Below are 20,128 nucleotides of genomic sequence, written 5' to 3'. Positions count from 1 at the left end.
CAACGGTTTGGTTTTATTGATTGCTGGGTTTTTATTGGCGGTAAATTTTTTTCATCTTCCTGATTTTCAAAACCTAAATGCTCAAAAAATGTTGTTATGAAATGAACAGAAAAGAAGTAAACAGCTTATTCAGTGATATAGAAGAAAATTTGGTTAGCTGGGCAAAAGCACACCGCAGTGAACTGATAATTGGCGGTATTCTCGGATTTTCCTTAACTGCAGCTTATCTGATTTTCTCAAAAAAACATTTTAAGTTGACTAAGCAGTTAAAACCATTGGAAATCGGACTGAATATGGAAAGATATATTTTTGAAATCCCCACCGACAGCGGGATAAAAGAGGCTGTTGTAGAAACTTCAGGCGAATGCTACGGGGTGAGGTTGGATGGTAAATACCTTGGAAGCATGTGGCGTGATGAAAATCTTGGTCTTCAATGGGACACACTTGATGAAGAACTAGCGCCTCATATCTGGGATATCGCATCCAAGCTCTCAGAGGCTTTTTCCAGACAGGGATATCCGTCACTTTTAAGAGGGGCCTATCCCGAAATTGAGTCTACCCAGTGGAAGAGTAGTGAAACCCTTGAGGTGATTCTCGCAAAGGAAATAGATATGGAGGTCTTCACTACGTTCTTAAAAGATGAGGTCTTAAACCTCGTTGATTTCGAGGAGCACCTGGACCTGATGGTTAAGAAATCTGGTGATCCGTATTTTGTAATTATAGGCATCAACTAACCATTTTTTATTTGGTTAACGATTTTGTATTTTTAAGATGATGAAAATAGAAGAGGCTTTTGAGATTGTCCTGCCCGATATTAAGATGATCGTTACCTCGCATCTGATCGGAGGCAGTGAAATATATAGGATCGAGTTCTCGGATGGAAGACCACCACTAAACGTAACCGAAGCGAATGGTTACAGGCCATTCTGGACATCTGTTCCGCAGGGAAGACAGATAGAGGCCGAATTTTTTGGTAAAAAGATTGCTGAACATTTGAAAAATAAATAATTATGTGTTACTACAATGGTCAACGCGTTTCAAGGGCAGAGTTTATATCACTCCTTCAACTTGAAAAGGCAGTAAAAAATTATCAGTTTCTGGACAGGGCTATTCATAATGGCTTTGCCTATTCACCCGTGGCGGTATTAAAAAGAGATGCAGAGCAGACAAACTTTGATATCGTGCAGATGGAATGGGGTTTTTTGCCTCCTTACCTCAAAAATCGCGAGGCTGCAAAGAATTTTCGCAATGGGTATAAAGATGCTGCCGGTAAATGGCATATCGGATATACAACACTCAATGCAAAAGCTGAAAATCTTTTTTCAAATGAAAAAGGTGGTCCTTCAATTTATGCAAAGGCAGCCCGCGAGCGCAGATGCCTCGTGCTTTCAACGGGATTTTATGAGTGGCGCCATGTATTTCCGAAGAACAAGAAAACAGGAGAGCCCTTAAAAACTGCCGTTAAGTATCCTTACTACATTTCTGTTAAGGACGAGGAATACTTCTACATGGCGGCAATTTATCAGGAGTGGACCGATCAGGAAACCGGGGAAATTGTTGAGACAGTCGCTGTCACTACCGCGCCGGCCAATCCGCTTATGGAACAGGTCCATAATTCCAAAAAACGTATGCCTACCATTTTAAATGATGAACTTGCCTATGAATGGATGTTCGGAGATTTAAGCGATGAGCGAATCACCGAGATTGCATCCAGTCAGTTTCCTGCCAAACAAATGGATGCATGCACGATTGCGAAAGAGTTTTTGTCGACACTTGAACCATCAACGCCCTTTATTTATGAAGACCTACCCGCTATCGAGTACGCGATTTAACACGGTTGGATGCTTCCATAAAGCACTTTTTAGTGGTGGTCGTTTAGATTTTAAAACCATTTTCAGTTGAGATCGGTTATATCATAAAAATTAATATCATGAGCGATAACAAACAGAAACAGGATGGCAGAGAAGATTCAAAAGTTGATCTGAACGATGCAAGCGAAGTTGCTTATGCAGCAAAACAGGCTGGAGTAACTTCTGCTCAATATAAGGAACTGGCTAAAGCGTCGGGAAGTTCTTCCAGGGCGAAAATTGCCGAATATATTAAGTCAAATGCCAAGGCGTAAGTCGGTAGATGTCTCACTTGATGGGCTTGCCGGAAAACTTGGAGCAGTGATTTTTAGTGAATCTCCGGGTTTTCTCTGTGTGCTCCCTCAGGATATCCATGAATCGATACTTGGAAGAGGGAATTCTGTTGCTGAAGCTGTAAACAACTGGGATGAAAAACTCAAGGCTCATCTCCGCAACAGTACCACCGGGGATCCTGTAGTGGATTATGTTCAAAAAATTCTAAGCAGTACAACGCCTGATCATGTTCAGTCCTTTTATGATCAGTTTTACCCGGTTAGAAAAAAACAGTAATCTAAATATAGTTATGGATAATCAGCAAAACAGTCAGCCAAAGTTTGGAAATGGAGTCGATAGCGACAGTAATTTAGAAAAATTCGCCACTTCTGATGATTGCCTCGACAGACATGAAACTGAAAGCGATCTTGATTCCCTGGAACCACAGGAGTTTGGGACAAATGACGGAGAGCTAAATGTAGATGATCCTAGGGAACTCCGCTATTGGGCTGAACAGTTTCAGATTAGTACGGGTGAGCTAAAATCCGCAGCGCTATTGCAGGGAAATTCCATTCGCGAAATCAAGAAATATCTATCCGCGTAGCGCCATGGCAGAATTACCAGATTTAACCGTATTTGCTCAGATACTAACCCGAAAGTTCAAAGGGCAGATTTTGGAAACGCTGGAAATTACGGAATCCAAAAAAATTAATGTCTCGGCCAAGGAAATAAAAAGAGCTTTGGAAGGAAGAGAACTTTTGGATGTTCAGCGTTCCGGAAAAACGCTTCAACTTATTTTCTCAGGTTCACAGGTTCTCGGTCTTCATTTAATGCTCAGGGGCGAACTGATCTCCATAGATCAGGATGAGCCGCCACGCTTCCAGATTCTAGGGTTTCATTTTGAAGGGGGTGATGCATTTGCATTGATCGATCTTCAAAAGCAGGCAACACCCACCTTAAATCCTGAATATACCGATGTTCCAGACGCGCTTGAGATGGAAGAGGATTATTTTTTTGATTTACTAGCTAAAAAGAGAACATCGATAAAAACTTTGTTAATGGATCAGCATTTGATTCGTGGAATTGGTAATTTCTATTCGGATGAAATACTCTATCATGCCGGCATTTCTCCTTTTTCAGTTGCCAAAGCCATTCCGGACAAAGCAGCAAAAAAACTATACAAAAGCATACAATCTGTATTGACCGAAGCGATATCGAAAATTGCAGACGCAAATGGTGATGAGCTAAACGGTGAGCTTCGTGATTTTATGTCGGTACATGGTGCCGAAATAAAAAAGACATCAAAGGGTGAGGAGATCTTGTCTGAAAAAATCGGTGGGCGAAAAGCTTATTATACCAAATCGCAAGAACTTTTTGAATGATTCTAAGCACTTACAACATTAATGGTGTCAATGGCAGAATCGAAATTCTGCTCAAATGGTTAAAAGAGCGGTCGCCGGACGTTGTATGTTTACAGGAAATCAAATGCCAGGACAAGGATTTTCCTGCTAAAAAATTGATGGATGCTGGTTACCATTCCATATGGCAGGGACAGAAAAGCTGGAATGGAGTGGCAATCCTATCCAGGACAGAAATCAAAGAAACAAGGCGTGGCCTGCCCGGTGACCCGGATGATGACCATAGCAGATACATTGAAGCTTTCATTAATGGTGTTATTATAGGATGCATTTACCTTCCCAACGGTAATCCTGCGCCGGGACCTAAATTTGACTATAAACTAAAATGGTTCAAGAGGCTGACGGCTCATTCTAAAAAACTGCTTTCGCTTAACCTTCCGACAGTTCTCATTGGTGATTACAATGTCATCCCAACCAATCTCGACCTCTATAACCCCGAGAGGTTCAGGAATAATGCACTGTTCTTCCCCGAATTTAAAAAAGCATATAAGAAGCTTTTGGCACTGGGCTGGACCGATGCAATAAGAACCCTATATCCTGATGAAATTATCTATACTTTTTATGATTATCTTCGAAATGCATTCGCAAGAGATGCCGGTTTGCGACTGGATCATTTTCTGCTGTCTCCGGTTTTGTCGGAGAAGCTGACTGGTGGCGGTGTTGACAAACATGTTCGCGGTTGGCAGGGAACAAGTGATCATTGCCCGGTCTGGATTGAAATAAACCCGTAAAATATATTCTATCCAAAAGGTTAAACAGCTGGATCGATTTTTAAAATCATTGTGACATCAAAATAGTTTTCATCTCTTTTCCCGTATGATAATGAAAATCTATCACCGTATGCAAGGCTAAGTCGCTTTTCAATATTTTCCATCCCTTTATTAAATCCGGAATTGTGAATTTTTGTGTTGATTAAATTGGTAGTATGTATCGAAAGTTCTTTTTCACCCAGTTTTATCTCTAACCGTCCCGGCTGTGTTGGTTTTTGTAAATTTCCATGTTTGAGCATATTCTCCAACAATGTAATTACTACCAGTGGGATAAAGTGAAAATTCTTTACTTCCTCAGGAAAGAAAAGATCGATATACTGTTCCTTGTCTTTTCTGATTTTATTCAGTGAAATTAAATTATAGATCTGGTTAAGCTCTTCCTCTAACTTTGGAAAGTTTTCGCTCGATTCCCTTGTGTCTAAACTAAATCGCATAAGTTCCGCAAGGTTGAGGACTGCTTCGCCGGCATCTTCGTTAAACTTTCGGATGCTATCATATAAAAAACTCAGAGTATTGAACAAGAGGTGCGGGTTGATCTGGGCACGCAGATATTCATATTTGGCAATATTCAGTTCGTTCTGGATTTCCTTTGTTTTAAGTTCGTTTAAATATTCTTGTTTCTCAGATTGCTCGCGCCGAACCCGCTCATCTTTATATTCTAAAAACAGATAGTAAAAGCAGGATAGACCGATGAAGAAAAGGCCACGCCAAAGTGACTGAAAAAAGCTTTTATAATTATTTACCACTGTGACCAGGTCAAAGGCTTTTGGCGTATCAGCCAGGATATAGTTAAGTATTGATCTCACAATGACATAAAGGCCAATCTGAATGATCATCAAAAAAAATACTCTTGCCCAAGGATTATTCTTTTTGAAACTTCCCATTAACACCAAGTGAGCATTTGTGTAGAACAGGATAATGTTCAAGGTATAGTGAAGAAAATAATTGAGGGGCTTACCAAAAAAACCAATTGATAAACCAACTAACCCTATTTCTAAAATAATAAATGAAGTCCAGCCAATTAGGTGCAGTTTCTGGGTTTTTCCCCATTCAAAAATTTTCTTTGTCATGCTATAATTGCTTTTAGTGTAACCTCAATTTATCGCGGTGTAAAAACTTCTTTTACGCTTTAAAATGGGCCTAGTTTCAAAATAAAAAAGATGAAACAGACCCCTAAAAAATTGATTAAAAAAACAGTATTTGTTTTTAAATCGCAGCAAAAGATGCAAAAGATGTCAACGGATCCAACTAATTCAAGTATTATCATTATTTCCAATGAGACCCTAGTTAGTCCACGTTAATGCCCTTTTAAAAACTGAAAAAAATTTAAGACTACCGGCCGGATCTTAATGTTTTTCTTTCTAAAAATTCGTTTATGCTTTCCTTATAGTTGTTTCCCATTGGTACTACATATGAACCCAACCGCAGGGTATTTCCAATAACTTTTTCAACTTTTTCCGCATTCACAAAAAAAGATCGATGAACCCTGTAGAAAAGTGTTCCCCAAAAATCTTTTTCTACCTCTTTCATGGTCAGGTATACCACGTACTTGGTCTCCTCCGTTACGATTTTAATGTAGTTTTTTTCGCTTTCAAAAAATAAGATCTTAGATATTTTGATTCGCAGTCGCTGACCTCTATCGCCGATACTGACGAAAAAATATTTTTTGGCTGCTTGCTTAGCTTTTTCAATCTTTTTGGTTTCCCCATCTAAAATATCCCAAACAGTCTTTATGAATTTTGGCTTTGAAATTGGTTTTACCAAATATCGGGAAGCGTCTACCTCGAATGCTTCAATAGCATATTTTGTGAAAGCAGTTGTAAAAACGATAAAGCGAGCTCTGTTTACCAACTTTTTCGCCAACTCAATCCCAGTGATTTCGGGCATGTCTATATCAAGGAAGATGAAATCTATTTTATCCTTTATACTGATTTGAGAAAGTGCAGTTAATGGGTCAAGATAGGTCTTAACCAGTTCTAGGTTTGGGTTGGTCTCAATGTAGTCTGAAAGAATTGAGATTGAATGTTTTTCATCGTCTATAACGACGCAACGAAGTTGTTCCATATGTCAAAGTTTAGGGTGATCGCAAATATGATCCCTCAACTACTCTGCATATCCAAAAATTAACTTTTCTCTTTCGGTTCGATTTTGATCACATCCGTAGTTTTCTTTTGTGACAGGGAACCATCTTTGTTAATTTTATTTGTCCTCCTTAAAGTCAATATGACCATGTCATACTTTGGCTGCTCTAAGGGGAGGATATCTTGTATTGTGCAATTGAGAGCGCTCGCTAACAAGTTTATATGTCTAATGCTATATTTAGCACGTTCTGTAAATGTTTCTACCTTTGAAATAAATCCATCAGCTAATTTCATTTTCTGAGTTAGCTGAAGCTGAGTCATCCCATTAGCAATTCTTAAAGTCCTGACTCTTTCAATCAACAGGAAATCTAACTGCGAGATTTCAATAAAAATTAACTCATCTTCAGGTGATATCATTTACATCCGCAAGTGACTGATTTTGATGATTTAAGTCAACTCCACTTGTGGATTTGGTTAATCTTTTGTATCTTAGCTTTAACAAAATTAACGATATAGAAAAACAATAGAACATAACTTCCATTAATTTGGATTGAGTAATTACTGAAAGAACTTGTGGTGAAAAGTAGGACGTTCGAACACGAGAGGTAGGTAAAACTCAATTCCTATGCTATCTTTGTGTAGCATACGGATTTGGGTCGCCTGCTTTATTTGAGTTCGGCCGCTGAAAGGCGGTGGTGGTCCTACACCTTCACTTCAAATAAAGCGTAAAGGCGGCCCTTTTCCGTTTAACTTTCGGTTAACATAGATTAGCCATGAAAGCATTCGAAATCATCATTTCTTTAAATTTCAGCAACACGTGCTATTTCCTTGCCTACTTTTTAGGCCCTCAAATCTCTGTTTTTTATACTCTCGGATGGACATTCATCATCCTAATTAGCCTGGTTATCTGTTCTCCCGAATAAGATGCCAGGCTAAGGCAGGTCACCTTAATGGTTAATGATGAAAATAGGTTCTTTTAATAATGGACCTGCCTTAGTTTTCTAATAATTGAGAAATCCTCATTTAATTTCCTGATCAACTAACCAAACTAACAACAATGAAAAAAACGATAAATTTTATCGCTAGGGCTTTGCCATGCATTTTTTTATGGAAAAATGTTTTGCCGAATCTTTTGTTCAGCAGAAGGGGTAATCGCCAAGTTTCCGAAACCATAGTGCTCACTCAATCACATGCAGATTTGGTCAAATCACTAGCCGCCCTGTCGCTGAGGGAATTAAACTTAGCATTCATTAAAAGAAAGGTAATTCTACGTGTTGTATGCGCAATATTACTATGTCCATTCACACTATCTGCCCAGAAAAAGAATATCTCTAAAGCTCCAATGATAGGTGATAAGATCCCTGACATTACAATCACTAAAATTTCTAACTATAAAGTTGATGCAATTGAATTCTCTCAGTTAAGGGGTAAGGCAGTCATTTTAGATTTTTGGGCAACATATTGTTCTGCATGCATCAAGGAATTTCCGAAGATGGACGAATTCCAGAAAAGGTATGCCAAACACCTTCAGATTTTTTTAATGAATGCTTACCCTAAAGATGATGAAAACATCTTGAAGGATTTTTTGATCCAGGAAAGGGTTAGCATAAAAAATTTTGTTTTGCCGATCGTGAAAAGCGATAGCTTAATAAGAGAGATCTTCCCTATAAAAAGTATGCCTCACTATATCTGGATAGGAGCAGATGGAAGGGTCAAAGCTATCACTAGGGCTGATCAGGTAACGGCCCCAAATATTGAACGTTTAATTGCCGGACTAACATTAAATCTACAATCTAAAAAAGATTAAAATGAAATTTAATTATAATGACAGAGAACATACAAGATGGAATTTTTTCCTATTTACAATGGCAGCATTGTTAATTATCCTATCTGCCTTTACCGCCATGGCACAAGCAACTAAAGAAATTCATGGCAAGGTCACCGATCTCGATGGTAAAAGCATTACGGTCACAATTAGGACAAAAAGAGGCGCTGTGCTCGCAAACGCTGACGGAACTTTTTCGATCAAGAACTTGAACTTGGGGGATACCCTTCGATTCACCTCAACTGGCTATAAAAGTATCACAAGAATTTATGAGCAAACAAATGGCTTTATGACTATAAAAATGACTGAGGAAATCCAGCAATTGGACGAAGTAGTAATTCAGACTGGTTACCAGACATCCAAACCCAATGAAATCAATGGAACTATTTCAGTGATTAATGAAAAGCAAATAAATGCCCGCACAGGGACAAATATACTAGATAGGATCATTGGACAGAGCAGTGGGCTGCTTTTGCAAACCGGAAAAAATAACGGCAATCCACAAAATAGTACCAACATTACCATCCGAGGCCTTGGAACCATTGATGGGCCTCTGGATCCATTAATTATTCTTGATGGTTTTATTTACGAAGGGGACATTGTAAACATAAATCCCAACGACATAGAGAATATTTCAATTTTGAAAGATGCGGCTGCTGCCTCGATATGGGGCTCAAGGGCTGGAAACGGGGTGATTGTTTTAACTACGAAAAAGGGAAAGCCAAATCAACCCATGCAGGTTTCCATTAATCCCACGGTGATCATCCAGTCAATCCCCAATCTCAAATCTCTCCGGGAGATGAACAACAATGATTATATTGCTGTAGAAAAACAGCTTTTCGATTTAGGGTATTTTAACGATCGCATCACTACAACTCCATGGCTGGCCCTTACTCCTGCTGTTGAGGTGTTCCTGGCTCAGCGAAACGGACAAATCACTCAAGCAAATGCCGCCGACCAGATTCAAAGCCTACAAAAAAACAGTTCGCAGCAATCCTATCTGGATAATTTCTATACCCATGCGATCACCCAGCAATATAACCTTAGTTTTAGAGGTGGAAGCGAAAGGAACACGTACGTCCTTTCAGCAGCATATGACCGGATAAAAGGAGAGACCTACAATACCAGCGATAAGATTAACCTTCACTTGTCGAATGATTTCAAACTGCTGAAAGATCTTGATTTAAGTTCAAATATTTATTTTACAAACCTCAATAGTAAAACTGGGAGACCAGGCTATAATTCATTAACCATAGGGGGACGTTACCCGACTTATCTGGACCTCAGTTCCCAAACGAGTTTAGCAACCTTATACCGTTCGGCGTATACAGATACTTTAGCGAAAGGTAGGCTTCTAGACTGGAAATACTATCCACTTGATGATTATAAACACGACTATTTTAAAAGAAGTTCACAGGAGATTTTCGCAAACCTAAGCTTGAAATATAAAATTTCTGATGCCCTGAATTTTACGGTTAGCTACCAAAACCAGCGCCAGAGAATCACCCAGGACCATTTGTCCGATGTTAACAGTTTTGCTGCCAGGGACCTGGTAAATACATTTACCCGGTATAATGCGGTAACTGGAATTATTACCCGTCCAGTTCCCTTAGGTGGGATTCTATCTTCAGAGGAATCTAACGTGAACTCCCAGACTGGAAGAACACAGCTCAATTATAATAGGATTTATGGTGTACACAGTATAACTGCAATAGCTGGTGCTGAACTGCGCACCTCAAGTACCTCCGGAAATGCGACACGGCGAATGGGTTACCTGGAAGACCCACTTTATACTACGCTGGTAGACCCAATTGGATATTATCCAGAATATTTAACTGGTAATTCTAGTCAGATAGGAGGGGCAAATACATTGACAAGGACTGAATATCGGTTTATCAGCCTTTATGCAAACCTTGCTTATAGCTATAAAGGGAAATATGTTTTCTCAGGAAGTATAAGACGAGATGGTTCAAATATTTTCGGGGCAAATACAAATGATAAATGGAAACCGCTCTGGTCCGCTGGCCTGGGATGGAATATCTCGCAAGAACCCTTTTATAATCTGGAAGGGTTGCCGGCCTTGAAACTGACAGGAACATTCGGCTATAGTGGCAACGTAGATTTGACCAAGACGGCCCTGCCAATCGGAGGTTACGCCACTAATACTATTACAGGCTTTCCTATTACCAGGATTAATGTGATCAATAACCCCGACCTGAAATGGGAACAACTTTCCCAGCTAAACGTAAAGCTGGACTTTGAACTTAGGAAACAGGCTTTAACCGGATCCTTTTCCTGGTATATTAAAAACGGAACCGATCTATACGGTTCAGCAAGCTTTGATTATACGGCATGGGGAGGCAGGGATGTTATCGTCATGAATGTAGCGGACATGAATGGAAAGGGTTTTGATTTGGATCTGCATAGCAAAAACTTTAAAGGGACCAAGTTTAGCTGGGGAACAGATCTTTATTTCAGCTATAATTTGAGTAAGACCAGAAAGTATTACAGAAATGCCTCCTCAAGTATATACGCATTACTCTCTGGTAATAATGTGATAAGTCCTCTTGAGGGATATCCGCTGTATTCTGTTGCCGCCTATAAGTGGGGTGGGCTTGATGCGAATGGCAATCCACAGGGATATCTTAACGGGCAGTTGAGTACAAACTATAGTGCAATAATTACCGAGGCTTCAAGTAGTGGAAATAACATGGTTTATATGGGGCCATCAAGTCCGGTCTATTTTGGATCATTGATCAATACATTCTCTTTCAAAGGATTGAGCCTGTCCTTTAACATGAATTTTAAGCTTGGTTATAAGGTTAGAAAGCCTTCAATTGTATATTCTAATCTCATTGCCTATGGAGCCGGCCACTCAGATTTTACCAGTAGGTGGCAGAAGCCTGGAGATGAAGAGTTTACAACTGTTCCCTCTTTCACTTATCCGGCATCTACTTTGAGAGATGCTTTCTATTCTGCATCAGAAGTAAATATAATTTCCGGAAATCATATCCGACTGGATTACATCAGGCTCGGATATTCTTTCAATACATCTCAATGGAAATTTCCATTCCGGAGTCTTGAGGTTTTCTCCGGCGTTCAGAACGTTGGGATATTATGGAAAGAAAATAAATCTGGTTACGACCCTGATTACTTTGCTGTGATTCCACCATCCAGACAAATAAATTTTGGAATCAGGGGTACATTTTAACACAAAATAATTTAACAACATGAAAAGGAAAACTTTAGGTCATATGGCAGTGATGATGATCATTTGCCTAGGCATGCTCCTCTCTGGGTGCAAGAAATATCTTGAGATCAAATCTGATTCTCGATTGGTCGTTCCCTCAACATTAAGCGATGTGCAGGGGTTGCTTGATGATGCTAACCTGATGAATCTACGCACATGCCCATCTTTCGGCGATGCATCAAGTGATGACATCTTTTTACCCCTTGCTGGATACAACGCCATTGGCGTCACAGGGCAGGAAGCCTATACCTGGAGACCTACACCTTACAGGTTTGGCAACGACTGGCAGACAGGATACCTTGCGGTATACAATTGCAACTTGTCCCTGGAGTTATTGAACAACATTGACAGAATCGGTCCTAATGCACAGCTCTGGGATAATGCAAAGGGAAGTGCGCTGTTTTTTAGGTCATATTATTTTCTGATGCTCACCAGTCAGTATGGCTTAGCATATGATGAGGCAAGCTCAGCAAGTGAACTAGGTATTGCACTTAGAACAACTTCTGATTTTAATGTGCCATCAAAAAGGGCTACCGTAAAGGAAAGTTATCAACAGGTTATCAATGACGCACTGCAGTCAATGGATTTATTGCCGGACTACCCTCAGCACCCTTTGCGGCCATCCAAAGGCGCCGCCGCAGCGCTCCTTTCAAGATGTTACCTTTATATGCGCAAGTACGATCTAGCATTAAAGTATGCTACAGATGCCCTAAAGTTTAATAACAAATTGATGAACTTTAACGGGGATTCCGATCTGCTCGCGCTGACTAGTAACGTGCCGGTAAAAAAGTTTAATAAGGAAACGATATGGTATGCAGAACTCTATACAAGTTTTGGCATAACGAATCTGACCAGATCAAGAGTCGATTCAGTATTATATTCAAGCTACAATACCAATGATTTAAGGAAAACAGCTTTTTTCAAAATTGCAGCACCCTATCAGCAGTTCAAAGGTAGCTATGCGGCAAGTGCAACCGTCTGTTTCTCGGGTTTTGCAACAGACGAGCTTTACCTTACAAGCGCCGAAAGTAAAGCTGCAGTAGGAGATATCACTGGTGCCATGGAAGATCTCAATACCCTGATGAAAACACGTTGGAAGAGTACCGTTGCTTTTGTACCATTTTCAGCTGTCGATAAAAACGATGCTTTAAAGAAAATAAGGGATGAGCGAAGAAAGGAACTTTTGCTCCGTGGATTACGTTTTGCGGATATCAAAAGATACAATAAAGAGGGTGAGGGAATTATCCTCAAACGTATAGTAGATGGTAAAACCTATACGTTACTTCCTGAGTCAAAATATTATGCACTCCCCTTGCCAACGGACGTGATTGAATCCTCGGGCATGCCTCAGAATTAAAAAGAAATGGCCACTATCTTTACGGATAGTGGCCATTTTAAAATTGGTAATTCCTCAATTACTATTGGGCTGTGCGATTTTCAATTACCATGGTATTATCGCTGCTACCAGTCACAAATCCAGAACTGGTGGCACTTGCCGTAATATTCAGTGAAGTTTTTAATGTTGGAGTGCTTCCTGTGTTGACAAAATTCTGATCAACAAGAATTGTACAGGGCTGTTCCAATACCCCGTCACACTCTGGTGCACTTTCGTCATGAATCCAGTTACTTTCGGTTTGAACTGCCCCTTGACTGTAGTCACTCGGGTTGTTATACCGGAATTTATACTGTACTCTTTTGTTTTCTGCTTTAAATGCAGATCCACCGAAAACCAATACTAATCCTAAAGCGGCGGCCATTAGGCCTTTGCTTAATTTTTTTACTGTTGTATACATAATTTAAGGATGCTTTTTACTATCAAAAAACAAGCGAAAAAGTTAGTTTAAGTTTTGGGCACTATGCCCTGGTTAATTGAGTTAATTTCTTGATAATTTATTTTCACTCTCTGCCGTTTAACCTCCTTTCTTGTCTGATGATTCTGATAAGACAACCTATATTTATAAAAAACAAAAGCATGTTGAAGTAAAGATGGCTTTCCCAACTCATCTTAGAGATGAAGCCACCGCAGCTGCACGGAGCGTTGGGAAAAATATGGGTCAGTATCAATGTGATATATATTGTAAATCCCATTATCAGTGCTAAAGACAGCCAAAGCCCCCATTTGTGTTTATTAAGAATCAGCAGTGTAGCAGCAGTTAGCTCAAGAATTGGGACAAGATATGTCAGTAGTTGCTGTACTGAATAAGGAAAGGGTTGCTCCTTCATCTGGAGCTGGTAAAGTTTTAGATCAGCGAGCTTTGCAAAAACTGCATAAGACCATAGCAATGTTAGCAGGAATATTCCAATTGTATTTAGATTTGATACCAAGCTTTTAAAGCTTATATGCGTCCGTTTGTGTGAATAAATATTTTCCATGTTTTTGTTAATAAAAACCCATCTGAGTGTAGATTAAAGTTCGAAACAACAGGAATAATAATTACTACCCGAATTCGGCAATTTTTACTCTTTTTGCACCCCTTGGTATCTGAAATAATGGCACATCTATTTGTCTAATAATGCGATTGCTTAAATGTCATCTGCGATATTTCCTTTTTATTTTGAAAAGATATTTTGATTCAATTGCGAGTAAGGACGCCAGAATCTGATGAATGGGAAGATTAATTAATTCTGGATACCGGTCTTGAAAATAAAGAAATCTTGTTTCCGCATGCCTGATCCTCAGCATTTGTTCTCTTTGCATTATTTCACGGTAATGTTCCTCGTAGATTTCCAGAAGAATTATTAGAAATTTGGGATTTGCTTGGGCAAGTTCACTCCATTGGGATAGACTTATTGAATAGCCCGAACTGTCCTTTAAAAAATTGACGTACTCATTTGTATGGCTGAAAGAAAAAAATGAAGTGGTCGGAAAAATAAACCCACGCTGTAATATCCATGATGTATTTTCCTGCCCCTCGAAAATAAAATACCCTCTTGCAAGACCCTCTTCGATAAAATAAAGTTCAGGGTATGAATGATCTGGTGTGCTAATAAGTAAGCCCTTATTGAAAGTTTTCTGAACAGAAATTTCGGCCAGTTGGCTTACAAGAGTTTCGCTTGCATTTTGAAGACTTTGTAGTTTTTCGATGAGTCGTTTCATTTGAATATGATTTAGGGTAAACTTTAAGGTTCGTCATATACATTATTACCTATCAGGAATTTTATTATTGCCGAGAAGAAGTTCCAACTGAATGTTTAAATGCCATGCTGTATATGATAGGTTCAAGAGGTACGCATCAGGGAATAATTTCATAAGGTTCGAATAATGCTTTTCGCTAAACGCTACCAAATACGAATCCTCTAAAAACTCTACGTAAAGTTCAAATCTTGATCTTGGCATAACGTTTGGGAAATGATACAGGAATTCCTCAGCATTATAGGTTCGGATAACAATTTCTTCATCATTATCCTTATCGATTGCCATTAGCCGTAATGACCCGCTTTCAATCAGGGGATAAAAATTATAATCTTCTCTAGTCAAGAATACCGTCTGGCCACCCTTGTATGCGGTTCCTTTGGCTATGGTTGAGATGTATGCTTTGAGTCCAGGCGAGAGTGAGTGAAATGTATTTAGTTTCTGTGAATAGTTTTCTACGTCCATAATCTTTTGAGGGATAAAGAACGGCTATTTGAAAACTTTGTCAAGTTGCAGAAATTTTATGGTCTTGCAACCCCTCATCAAATTGCAAGATTCGCAGTATTCTCACAATTTCAATATCTTTCCTGAGCTAATGCGAGCATTTCACTGAGCTTTGCGATCACTTTCTTAATATCTTCACTAGCATGATTATAGTGGGCGTTTCTGGCACTTTTTTCAGATATTGCATCTCGTTCCACCGTGCTAAAGTGCCTTGCAATATATTGGTGCGCGAATTTTGCCCTTTGCCATATTATTATTCCGGTCTCCATCTGAAGATGGACGAAAAAGGCCAGCTGTTTAACGGAAAAGGAAACTTTATAGTTGGCGTTCATAATTCCCGCTTCCTCAACTTCATGATTCACAAATTCCATAGCCCGGAGTAAAAGGAGTTCTTCTCGAAGGAATTTTTTTATAGTGCGCTGAATATCGGGTTTCCTTGTAAACTGGAGCATTTGGGTTTCTCTGTATAACACTCTTATCTCTTTCCGATAGGAACAGACTGCAGAAATTTTTTCCCCTAAAGTTGTCTTATGCTCAATCTCTTTTGAAATATACCGTTTGGCATAAAAAAATAAGTCAGGATGATTTATTCCAAGCCCGATGAAAATTTTTATAATGCTAAACTCATCAATCAAATCAAGCAACATAAGACCTTGATGGATTTTATCGCAGGATTCTTTCCAAAATTAAGATCTTTAAAACTGACTATCTGACTTATATCCAAAACCGATCTTGTGACCTGCATCAGTTTAGGATCAAATTTCTTCTTTTCAAATTCTCCAACGATTAAATCCAAATCATTCTCGATTTCGGAAATTTCGGACTCAATCATTTTTATAGGGATCCTGCCTTTATAGTCGAAGATCTTCGGAAAGATTTGTTTCATCCAGATTAGTAATTCTTCCATTATATCCAGCAATGCTTCCAGAGTACTTATTATAATCTTGTGGTCCGGATCTTTTTCCCTAAGCTTTTTTTCTGTGCTAGTCTTATCCATTAAAAGGGTTAAGTTCTGTTGGTGAAAATTGAAATATGCTTTTGACTTTTCATGATTATTTAGTTCAACGGCCATATCCCTGAAGGCTCTGGTCAGTCGGGAATGCTCTCGTTCCAGATTTTTTTTTGATTCCATTGCAAAATTTTTTGCAAAAGTTTTTTTCGTTTGCAGGCTTGTGAGATGTTCCTCAAAAAAAATAAATTGGTAATTCATAGCTGATTTTTAGCACAATTTATGACTGAATTTACCTGTCAAAAAGATTTTTACACCGAGGCCTTTGGTGGTTACACCAGTAGTTTGATTAGGCTGACAAACATATTCTCAAAAGTAAAATTTGACGAATATTGTCTTTAGAATTTATCTGCAAATAATGTATTCAAGGGGGGTTGATCAATTATGCAACTGATAGTCAACTTGATTTAGAGTGCGAATTGGCACAACTTGCGAAAGTTCCTGTAGGATTATCGCAGGTTCAGTCAACCAACTTTTTACCTAAATCCTTCTCTATGTTAATCCAAACTTCTGAACAGCTTTATTTAGAAATGACCGCAAAACTGCATGCTGTAAAACAAGAACCCATCAGTGATCTGACCAGATTTTCATCCTCACTAGACATTATCGAAAAGGATATAACTCGTTTGAACACGTTGGTAAACCAATTGGGTTTCTCTTCTGAAATGGAAGAGATACTATTCTTTAAAGAAACCAAACCGAAATTCTATTGCTGTAAAATTTTGATTGTGGAGCAATTCAATATTCTATCAAATATTCCGATTGATACGGACGAGGCAATTAGGAGTTATTATGTTCTGGAAATAGATTTCCTGAGGAGATACTTTGAGCAAAATAAATTCCTTTACCAATATTACCTTAACAATCAAACTGCCCTGGACCAGGAATATTTTCTCAGAAAAAACAAGCAGGGGATTTTTCCGGCGTTGAAATACGACGAATTTGATACCAATGTAGATTATACCTTTGCAAAGTTCCGTGCATACGAGCAGCTACGCGAATTTTTGCTGACCAGGATTCGTTTGATTTATAACAATCCCGATTCCTCCCTTTATCACCTTCTTGCGAAAAATTCGGAGCTGAAATGGACCGATGACAAAGTTAATCTGGTTGAGCTCGCCTATGGCATATACTTTATGGGTTCTTTAAATAATGGAAAAGCTGACATTTCCCAGGTCGTGGATATTCTTGAGCGAAGCTTGAATATAGACCTGGGTGTGGCCTACCGAAAATTCATCGATATATCCAGAAGGAAGAGCAAAGGGTATACAGTTTATCTAGATGGTATGAGAAGTGCAATTAACAATCATATTATCAGTAAACAACGCTTCAGATAAGATGATTCTTCTGGGATTTTTTCTAACAAATTCAATGTAAAGCTATGTGTCTGGAAAGAAATTTTTAAAAATGTTTGGTAGTGAAAGTATAGCACAAGTTTGAAAAAGTGTCAAAATCTTATTGCCAGGATTTGTAGAGATTTTAGCAAATTCTAAAGTTTTGTCAAGAATTTACGCTTCTATGTGAGGGTTTTACGGTAATATCGGTGAGCTACAACATTTCTATTCCGAAAACCACTGCAATCAAGCTAAGTATAAGAATTAAAAAATCGTACCCACTTTTTGAAAAGTGTCAAATGCTCGCAACATACTTCCTGAATTTTGAGCCAACAAAAGAGTTGGTCTTTGACATTCAGGAATGAAACATTACCCTTTAAATTGAAGGGAATTTTGCGAAGCTTTGAGATGACGTCAAAAAGGTGAAAGCGCATTGGCAGACGATATGTCCGGTTTGTAGAAATCGACGCGAGTAGTTCCGAGTTACAATATATAGAGGCCCTTCTTTTTGGGTTCTATCTTAAAGGGGCGATAAGCCCCTTTTTTGTTTCTGAAAATTCTAAAACTAAATCGGTATGTCAGCTTTTTTAAACGTTAATGAGATCAAGGAGAAAGTGTCGCTCCTCGATCTTTTGAAGAACTTGGGGTTCAGTCCCCAGAAAGTATCGGGGGGAGAGTATTTTTTTCTAAGTATGTTGCGTGAAGAATATACGGCCTCACTTTGTGTAAATGATAATCTGGGGGTCTGGTTTGACCATGGCGGTGCAGGAGTGTCGGGAATAAAAAGCGGAAGCATAATCGATTTTGGCCTTGCATATTGGTATCCCTCAAGCTTTCCTGAGGTTCTTAAAAAAATCGTAGAGTATGCAAAAATAAACCTTGAGAAAACCGCGGATGTGCCTGTTGATAATTCCCGAAGGCCATTATCCTTCAAAGTTCCAAGATATGAAGTAGAAGTCGTAAATGAATCAATCGGCAACGATGTCATCAGCTCATATCTTAAAGGCAGGGGAGTGCACAGCGTTGCAGGTGGTTATTTATATGAACTTTATTATTCGGTCATGGACAGCAGCAATAAGCGCAGGAATTACTTTGCTTCTGCATGGCCAAATGAGAATGGTGGCTGGGAGGTACGCAACAAATATTTTAAGGGTTGCCTGGGGCACAAGGGAATGAGTTTTTTGCAGGGGGCTGTTGACAGGCTAGGTGTCTTTGAAGGTTACTTTGATTTTCTGAGCTGGAAAGTCGAACATCCGCAGGATCCTGCATCCATATTGGTGTTGAATTCCCTTTCCTTTCTACAGGCTGCCAAGGGTAGGTCAAACCAGTTTGGTTCTATTGAACTTTATTTTGACCATGATAAAGCAGGAAAATCTGCTGCGCAGGAATTTATCCGAGATGTACATGGAAGTATAGACTGTTCTTTCAAATATGCAGGGTTTAAGGATTATAATGAAAAGCTTGTGGCTGATCTAAGGAAAATTGAAGAATCTATTGTTAAGCCTATGCCTTTTAGTGTAGAGAATGGTTTTGGTATAACACGTTGATATATGAATATATAACTATGTAAATATTGAGCTATATAGATATAATTATATCTGTATATGTCTCGTCCGGAAAAGTCTTTACAGTTGGGAGCTGTTAATACTAAGTATTCTTTACAATTGTTATTTCGTCCGGTTCAGGGTTTACATTGACTTTTTACGTAATCCTCTTCCGGCTTTACATCATTGTATGCTTAAATATCAATATGCCTCTATCGGTATATGTGGATATATTCTTATATAGAAATATGTGGATATATATTTAGCTAGTTAGACTCAATGATAAGTTTCATCATTTTTAGCCTTACTAATAGTGGCTTATTGATTTTACTTTCCGGATTAGCTCTAAGTGGCCCGAAATGGCTCTCTAGAAATAAATCAAAGTCAGTTACTTTTGTTGCCTCATTTAAAAACACCGGCATCTCCGGTCTCTGGCAATTCTTGAAAAACTCTTCTAATTCCTGCAGCTCCATCTGGCAAAGATAGCTTTAGGCTTTCTGTTTTGCCGGAATACTTTTTAACAAAATCCTAATAAACCACGCTTAAATTTTTTGGTTTTTATTCTTTCGTTATTGTAGGTGTATTTTGGTTTTTTAGCCTGCAAGTTGTGTTTTTGTTGCTCAAAAACCCTATAACTTGCCCGCTTTTTTTCGCCTTGGGGGCGTAGCGGGATGGAAAAAACGTCGCAACTAGTTTTTTCTTCTTCGGAGGATGTCCCTTAATTGTTGAATATGACCAAGAAAAAGAATGGGAGGCCTTTAAAATTAGATGGTAAAAGAACCAGGTTCATTAAGGCCAGATTTACCGAGGAAGAATATGCTTTACTCCGAAACCTTTGGCTTTCCCTTGGATTGAAAGAAAGTGATTTCTTGCGGCAAAGGCTTTTAATCTCCTCTGCGGTTTCAAATAAAATCAATGCAGTTGAAGTTTTAAAACACCTGAACCAGATCGGTGCAGAGATCGGTAGGTCAGGAAACAACATTAACCAGCTTGCCCGGCATGCGAACTTTTTAAATAAGCGAGGAATGCTCTCTGCTGAAATTGTACTTCAGTTCAACACGATTTTTACTGATTACATTTCAATATTTAGAGGAATGGAGAGAGCAACCAGGGAATTACTCAGGTTATTAAAGGCTTAAT

Annotated in this window: 24 protein-coding genes; 14 read left to right on the top strand and 10 right to left on the bottom strand. The window is 38.9% G+C overall.

Features of this window, described 5'->3' with window-relative positions:
- The first annotated feature begins 101 nt into the window (after positions 1-101).
- The 8 genes from AC0IWT_RS12390 (at position 102) to xth (ending at position 4,269) form a co-directional block, all read left to right on the top strand.
- Entirely contained in the window at positions 102-734 is a 633-nt protein-coding gene (locus tag AC0IWT_RS12390) for a hypothetical protein (protein WP_471797428.1), read from the top strand.
- 37 nt (positions 735-771) lie between these two features.
- A complete protein-coding gene (locus tag AC0IWT_RS12385; protein WP_147273668.1) occupies positions 772-1,008 on the top strand; it encodes a hypothetical protein in 237 nt (78 codons plus the stop codon).
- Between the two features lie 2 nt (positions 1,009-1,010).
- A complete protein-coding gene (locus AC0IWT_RS12380; protein WP_471797427.1) occupies positions 1,011-1,832 on the top strand; it encodes an SOS response-associated peptidase in 822 nt (273 codons plus the stop codon).
- Positions 1,833-1,930: 98 nt separating this feature from the next.
- Positions 1,931-2,122, top strand: a complete 192-nt coding sequence (locus AC0IWT_RS12375) for a DUF3606 domain-containing protein (RefSeq protein ID WP_056095135.1) — start codon at positions 1,931-1,933, stop codon at positions 2,120-2,122.
- Entirely contained in the window at positions 2,109-2,417 is a 309-nt protein-coding gene (locus AC0IWT_RS12370) for a hypothetical protein (protein ID WP_056095133.1), read from the top strand. The genes AC0IWT_RS12375 and AC0IWT_RS12370 overlap by 14 nt, the downstream gene beginning before the upstream one ends.
- Entirely contained in the window at positions 2,368-2,724 is a 357-nt protein-coding gene (locus AC0IWT_RS12365) for a DUF3606 domain-containing protein (protein ID WP_471797426.1), read from the top strand. Before AC0IWT_RS12370 ends, AC0IWT_RS12365 begins: the two co-directional genes overlap by 50 nt.
- Before the next feature lie 4 nt (positions 2,725-2,728).
- Positions 2,729-3,502 carry a DNA-formamidopyrimidine glycosylase family protein gene (locus AC0IWT_RS12360; RefSeq protein ID WP_471797425.1) on the top strand — a complete coding sequence of 258 codons (774 nt, stop codon included), beginning with the start codon at positions 2,729-2,731 and terminating at the stop codon, positions 3,500-3,502.
- Positions 3,499-4,269: an exodeoxyribonuclease III gene (xth, locus tag AC0IWT_RS12355; protein WP_471797424.1), complete on the top strand. Its 771-nt coding sequence runs from the start codon at positions 3,499-3,501 to the stop codon at positions 4,267-4,269. The genes AC0IWT_RS12360 and xth overlap by 4 nt, the downstream gene beginning before the upstream one ends.
- Positions 4,270-4,289: 20 nt before the next feature.
- Here xth and AC0IWT_RS12350 read toward each other — a convergent pair whose 3' ends face one another.
- From AC0IWT_RS12350 to AC0IWT_RS12340, 3 genes are all read right to left on the bottom strand, one after another.
- Entirely contained in the window at positions 4,290-5,378 is a 1,089-nt protein-coding gene (locus AC0IWT_RS12350; RefSeq protein ID WP_316796385.1) for a sensor histidine kinase, read from the bottom strand.
- A gap of 262 nt (positions 5,379-5,640) precedes the next feature.
- Positions 5,641-6,372 carry a LytR/AlgR family response regulator transcription factor gene (locus AC0IWT_RS12345; protein ID WP_316796386.1) on the bottom strand — a complete coding sequence of 244 codons (732 nt, stop codon included), beginning with the start codon at positions 6,370-6,372 and terminating at the stop codon, positions 5,641-5,643.
- 59 nt (positions 6,373-6,431) lie between these two features.
- The gene (locus AC0IWT_RS12340; RefSeq protein ID WP_316796387.1) at positions 6,432-6,806 is read right to left on the bottom strand and encodes a helix-turn-helix domain-containing protein; all 375 of its coding nucleotides are present in this window, start codon (positions 6,804-6,806) and stop codon (positions 6,432-6,434) included.
- Positions 6,807-7,446: 640 nt separating this feature from the next.
- On the opposite strand from AC0IWT_RS12340, the gene AC0IWT_RS12335 reads away from it, so the two are divergent.
- From AC0IWT_RS12335 to AC0IWT_RS12325, 3 genes are all read left to right on the top strand, one after another.
- Positions 7,447-8,196: a TlpA family protein disulfide reductase gene (locus AC0IWT_RS12335; RefSeq protein WP_471793764.1), complete on the top strand. Its 750-nt coding sequence runs from the start codon at positions 7,447-7,449 to the stop codon at positions 8,194-8,196.
- Position 8,197: 1 nt separating this feature from the next.
- On the top strand, positions 8,198-11,425 hold the full coding sequence (locus AC0IWT_RS12330; RefSeq protein WP_471793763.1) for a SusC/RagA family TonB-linked outer membrane protein: 3,228 nt from the start codon (positions 8,198-8,200) through the stop codon (positions 11,423-11,425).
- A gap of 73 nt (positions 11,426-11,498) precedes the next feature.
- Entirely contained in the window at positions 11,499-12,821 is a 1,323-nt protein-coding gene (locus tag AC0IWT_RS12325) for a RagB/SusD family nutrient uptake outer membrane protein (protein WP_471797423.1), read from the top strand.
- A gap of 61 nt (positions 12,822-12,882) precedes the next feature.
- On the opposite strand, the gene AC0IWT_RS12320 is transcribed toward AC0IWT_RS12325, so the two are convergent.
- The 6 genes from AC0IWT_RS12320 to AC0IWT_RS12295 form a co-directional block, all read right to left on the bottom strand.
- A complete protein-coding gene (locus AC0IWT_RS12320) occupies positions 12,883-13,257 on the bottom strand; it encodes a hypothetical protein (RefSeq protein WP_471793761.1) in 375 nt (124 codons plus the stop codon).
- Between the two features lie 103 nt (positions 13,258-13,360).
- Positions 13,361-13,837: a MauE/DoxX family redox-associated membrane protein gene (locus tag AC0IWT_RS12315; RefSeq protein ID WP_471793760.1), complete on the bottom strand. Its 477-nt coding sequence runs from the start codon at positions 13,835-13,837 to the stop codon at positions 13,361-13,363.
- Positions 13,838-13,994: 157 nt separating this feature from the next.
- Positions 13,995-14,561: a Crp/Fnr family transcriptional regulator gene (locus tag AC0IWT_RS12310; RefSeq protein ID WP_471793759.1), complete on the bottom strand. Its 567-nt coding sequence runs from the start codon at positions 14,559-14,561 to the stop codon at positions 13,995-13,997.
- Between the two features lie 45 nt (positions 14,562-14,606).
- Complete coding sequence (locus AC0IWT_RS12305; RefSeq protein ID WP_471793758.1) at positions 14,607-15,062, bottom strand: cyclic nucleotide-binding domain-containing protein; 456 nt, start codon at positions 15,060-15,062, stop codon at positions 14,607-14,609.
- A 110-nt stretch (positions 15,063-15,172) separates the two neighbouring features.
- Positions 15,173-15,748, bottom strand: coding sequence for a hypothetical protein (locus AC0IWT_RS12300; RefSeq protein WP_471797422.1), 576 nt, complete (start codon positions 15,746-15,748; stop codon positions 15,173-15,175).
- Positions 15,733-16,311, bottom strand: coding sequence for a hypothetical protein (locus tag AC0IWT_RS12295; RefSeq protein ID WP_471797421.1), 579 nt, complete (start codon positions 16,309-16,311; stop codon positions 15,733-15,735). The genes AC0IWT_RS12300 and AC0IWT_RS12295 overlap by 16 nt, the downstream gene beginning before the upstream one ends.
- A 293-nt stretch (positions 16,312-16,604) precedes the next feature.
- Here AC0IWT_RS12295 and AC0IWT_RS12290 point away from each other — a divergent pair, with 293 nt between their 5' ends.
- Positions 16,605-17,447, top strand: a complete 843-nt coding sequence (locus AC0IWT_RS12290; protein WP_471797420.1) for an RteC domain-containing protein — start codon at positions 16,605-16,607, stop codon at positions 17,445-17,447.
- A 572-nt stretch (positions 17,448-18,019) separates the two neighbouring features.
- Entirely contained in the window at positions 18,020-18,991 is a 972-nt protein-coding gene (locus AC0IWT_RS12285; RefSeq protein WP_471793755.1) for a toprim domain-containing protein, read from the top strand.
- Between the two features lie 263 nt (positions 18,992-19,254).
- Here AC0IWT_RS12285 and AC0IWT_RS12280 read toward each other — a convergent pair whose 3' ends face one another.
- The gene (locus tag AC0IWT_RS12280) at positions 19,255-19,461 is read right to left on the bottom strand and encodes a DUF6965 family protein (protein ID WP_131538525.1); all 207 of its coding nucleotides are present in this window, start codon (positions 19,459-19,461) and stop codon (positions 19,255-19,257) included.
- A gap of 258 nt (positions 19,462-19,719) precedes the next feature.
- Between AC0IWT_RS12280 and AC0IWT_RS12275 the strand changes: the two genes are divergently transcribed.
- Positions 19,720-20,127 (top strand): plasmid mobilization protein, encoded by a 408-nt coding sequence (locus AC0IWT_RS12275; RefSeq protein ID WP_056095082.1) that lies wholly within the window; start codon positions 19,720-19,722, stop codon positions 20,125-20,127.
- The last annotated feature ends 1 nt before the right edge of the window (position 20,128 follow it).

The sequence above is a fragment of the Pedobacter sp. AC464 genome, assembly GCF_979253075.1.
The sequence above is the reverse complement of the archived record's forward strand: the minus strand, read 5'-3'. Positions and strand labels throughout refer to the sequence as shown.

Coding starts and splice junctions, on each gene's coding strand:
- AC0IWT_RS12390 (WP_471797428.1), top strand. CDS start 102: ATGAACAGAAAAGAAGTAAACAGCTTATTCAGTGATATAGAAGAAAAT.
- AC0IWT_RS12385 (WP_147273668.1), top strand. CDS start 772: ATGATGAAAATAGAAGAGGCTTTTGAGATTGTCCTGCCCGATATTAAG.
- AC0IWT_RS12380 (WP_471797427.1), top strand. CDS start 1,011: ATGTGTTACTACAATGGTCAACGCGTTTCAAGGGCAGAGTTTATATCA.
- AC0IWT_RS12375 (WP_056095135.1), top strand. CDS start 1,931: ATGAGCGATAACAAACAGAAACAGGATGGCAGAGAAGATTCAAAAGTT.
- AC0IWT_RS12370 (WP_056095133.1), top strand. CDS start 2,109: ATGCCAAGGCGTAAGTCGGTAGATGTCTCACTTGATGGGCTTGCCGGA.
- AC0IWT_RS12365 (WP_471797426.1), top strand. CDS start 2,368: ATGTTCAGTCCTTTTATGATCAGTTTTACCCGGTTAGAAAAAAACAGT.
- AC0IWT_RS12360 (WP_471797425.1), top strand. CDS start 2,729: ATGGCAGAATTACCAGATTTAACCGTATTTGCTCAGATACTAACCCGA.
- xth (WP_471797424.1), top strand. CDS start 3,499: ATGATTCTAAGCACTTACAACATTAATGGTGTCAATGGCAGAATCGAA.
- AC0IWT_RS12350 (WP_316796385.1), bottom strand. CDS start 5,378: ATGACAAAGAAAATTTTTGAATGGGGAAAAACCCAGAAACTGCACCTA.
- AC0IWT_RS12345 (WP_316796386.1), bottom strand. CDS start 6,372: ATGGAACAACTTCGTTGCGTCGTTATAGACGATGAAAAACATTCAATC.
- AC0IWT_RS12340 (WP_316796387.1), bottom strand. CDS start 6,806: ATGATATCACCTGAAGATGAGTTAATTTTTATTGAAATCTCGCAGTTA.
- AC0IWT_RS12335 (WP_471793764.1), top strand. CDS start 7,447: ATGAAAAAAACGATAAATTTTATCGCTAGGGCTTTGCCATGCATTTTT.
- AC0IWT_RS12330 (WP_471793763.1), top strand. CDS start 8,198: ATGAAATTTAATTATAATGACAGAGAACATACAAGATGGAATTTTTTC.
- AC0IWT_RS12325 (WP_471797423.1), top strand. CDS start 11,499: ATGCTCCTCTCTGGGTGCAAGAAATATCTTGAGATCAAATCTGATTCT.
- AC0IWT_RS12320 (WP_471793761.1), bottom strand. CDS start 13,257: ATGTATACAACAGTAAAAAAATTAAGCAAAGGCCTAATGGCCGCCGCT.
- AC0IWT_RS12315 (WP_471793760.1), bottom strand. CDS start 13,837: ATGGAAAATATTTATTCACACAAACGGACGCATATAAGCTTTAAAAGC.
- AC0IWT_RS12310 (WP_471793759.1), bottom strand. CDS start 14,561: ATGAAACGACTCATCGAAAAACTACAAAGTCTTCAAAATGCAAGCGAA.
- AC0IWT_RS12305 (WP_471793758.1), bottom strand. CDS start 15,062: ATGGACGTAGAAAACTATTCACAGAAACTAAATACATTTCACTCACTC.
- AC0IWT_RS12300 (WP_471797422.1), bottom strand. CDS start 15,748: ATGTTGCTTGATTTGATTGATGAGTTTAGCATTATAAAAATTTTCATC.
- AC0IWT_RS12295 (WP_471797421.1), bottom strand. CDS start 16,311: ATGAATTACCAATTTATTTTTTTTGAGGAACATCTCACAAGCCTGCAA.
- AC0IWT_RS12290 (WP_471797420.1), top strand. CDS start 16,605: ATGTTAATCCAAACTTCTGAACAGCTTTATTTAGAAATGACCGCAAAA.
- AC0IWT_RS12285 (WP_471793755.1), top strand. CDS start 18,020: ATGTCAGCTTTTTTAAACGTTAATGAGATCAAGGAGAAAGTGTCGCTC.
- AC0IWT_RS12280 (WP_131538525.1), bottom strand. CDS start 19,461: ATGGAGCTGCAGGAATTAGAAGAGTTTTTCAAGAATTGCCAGAGACCG.
- AC0IWT_RS12275 (WP_056095082.1), top strand. CDS start 19,720: ATGACCAAGAAAAAGAATGGGAGGCCTTTAAAATTAGATGGTAAAAGA.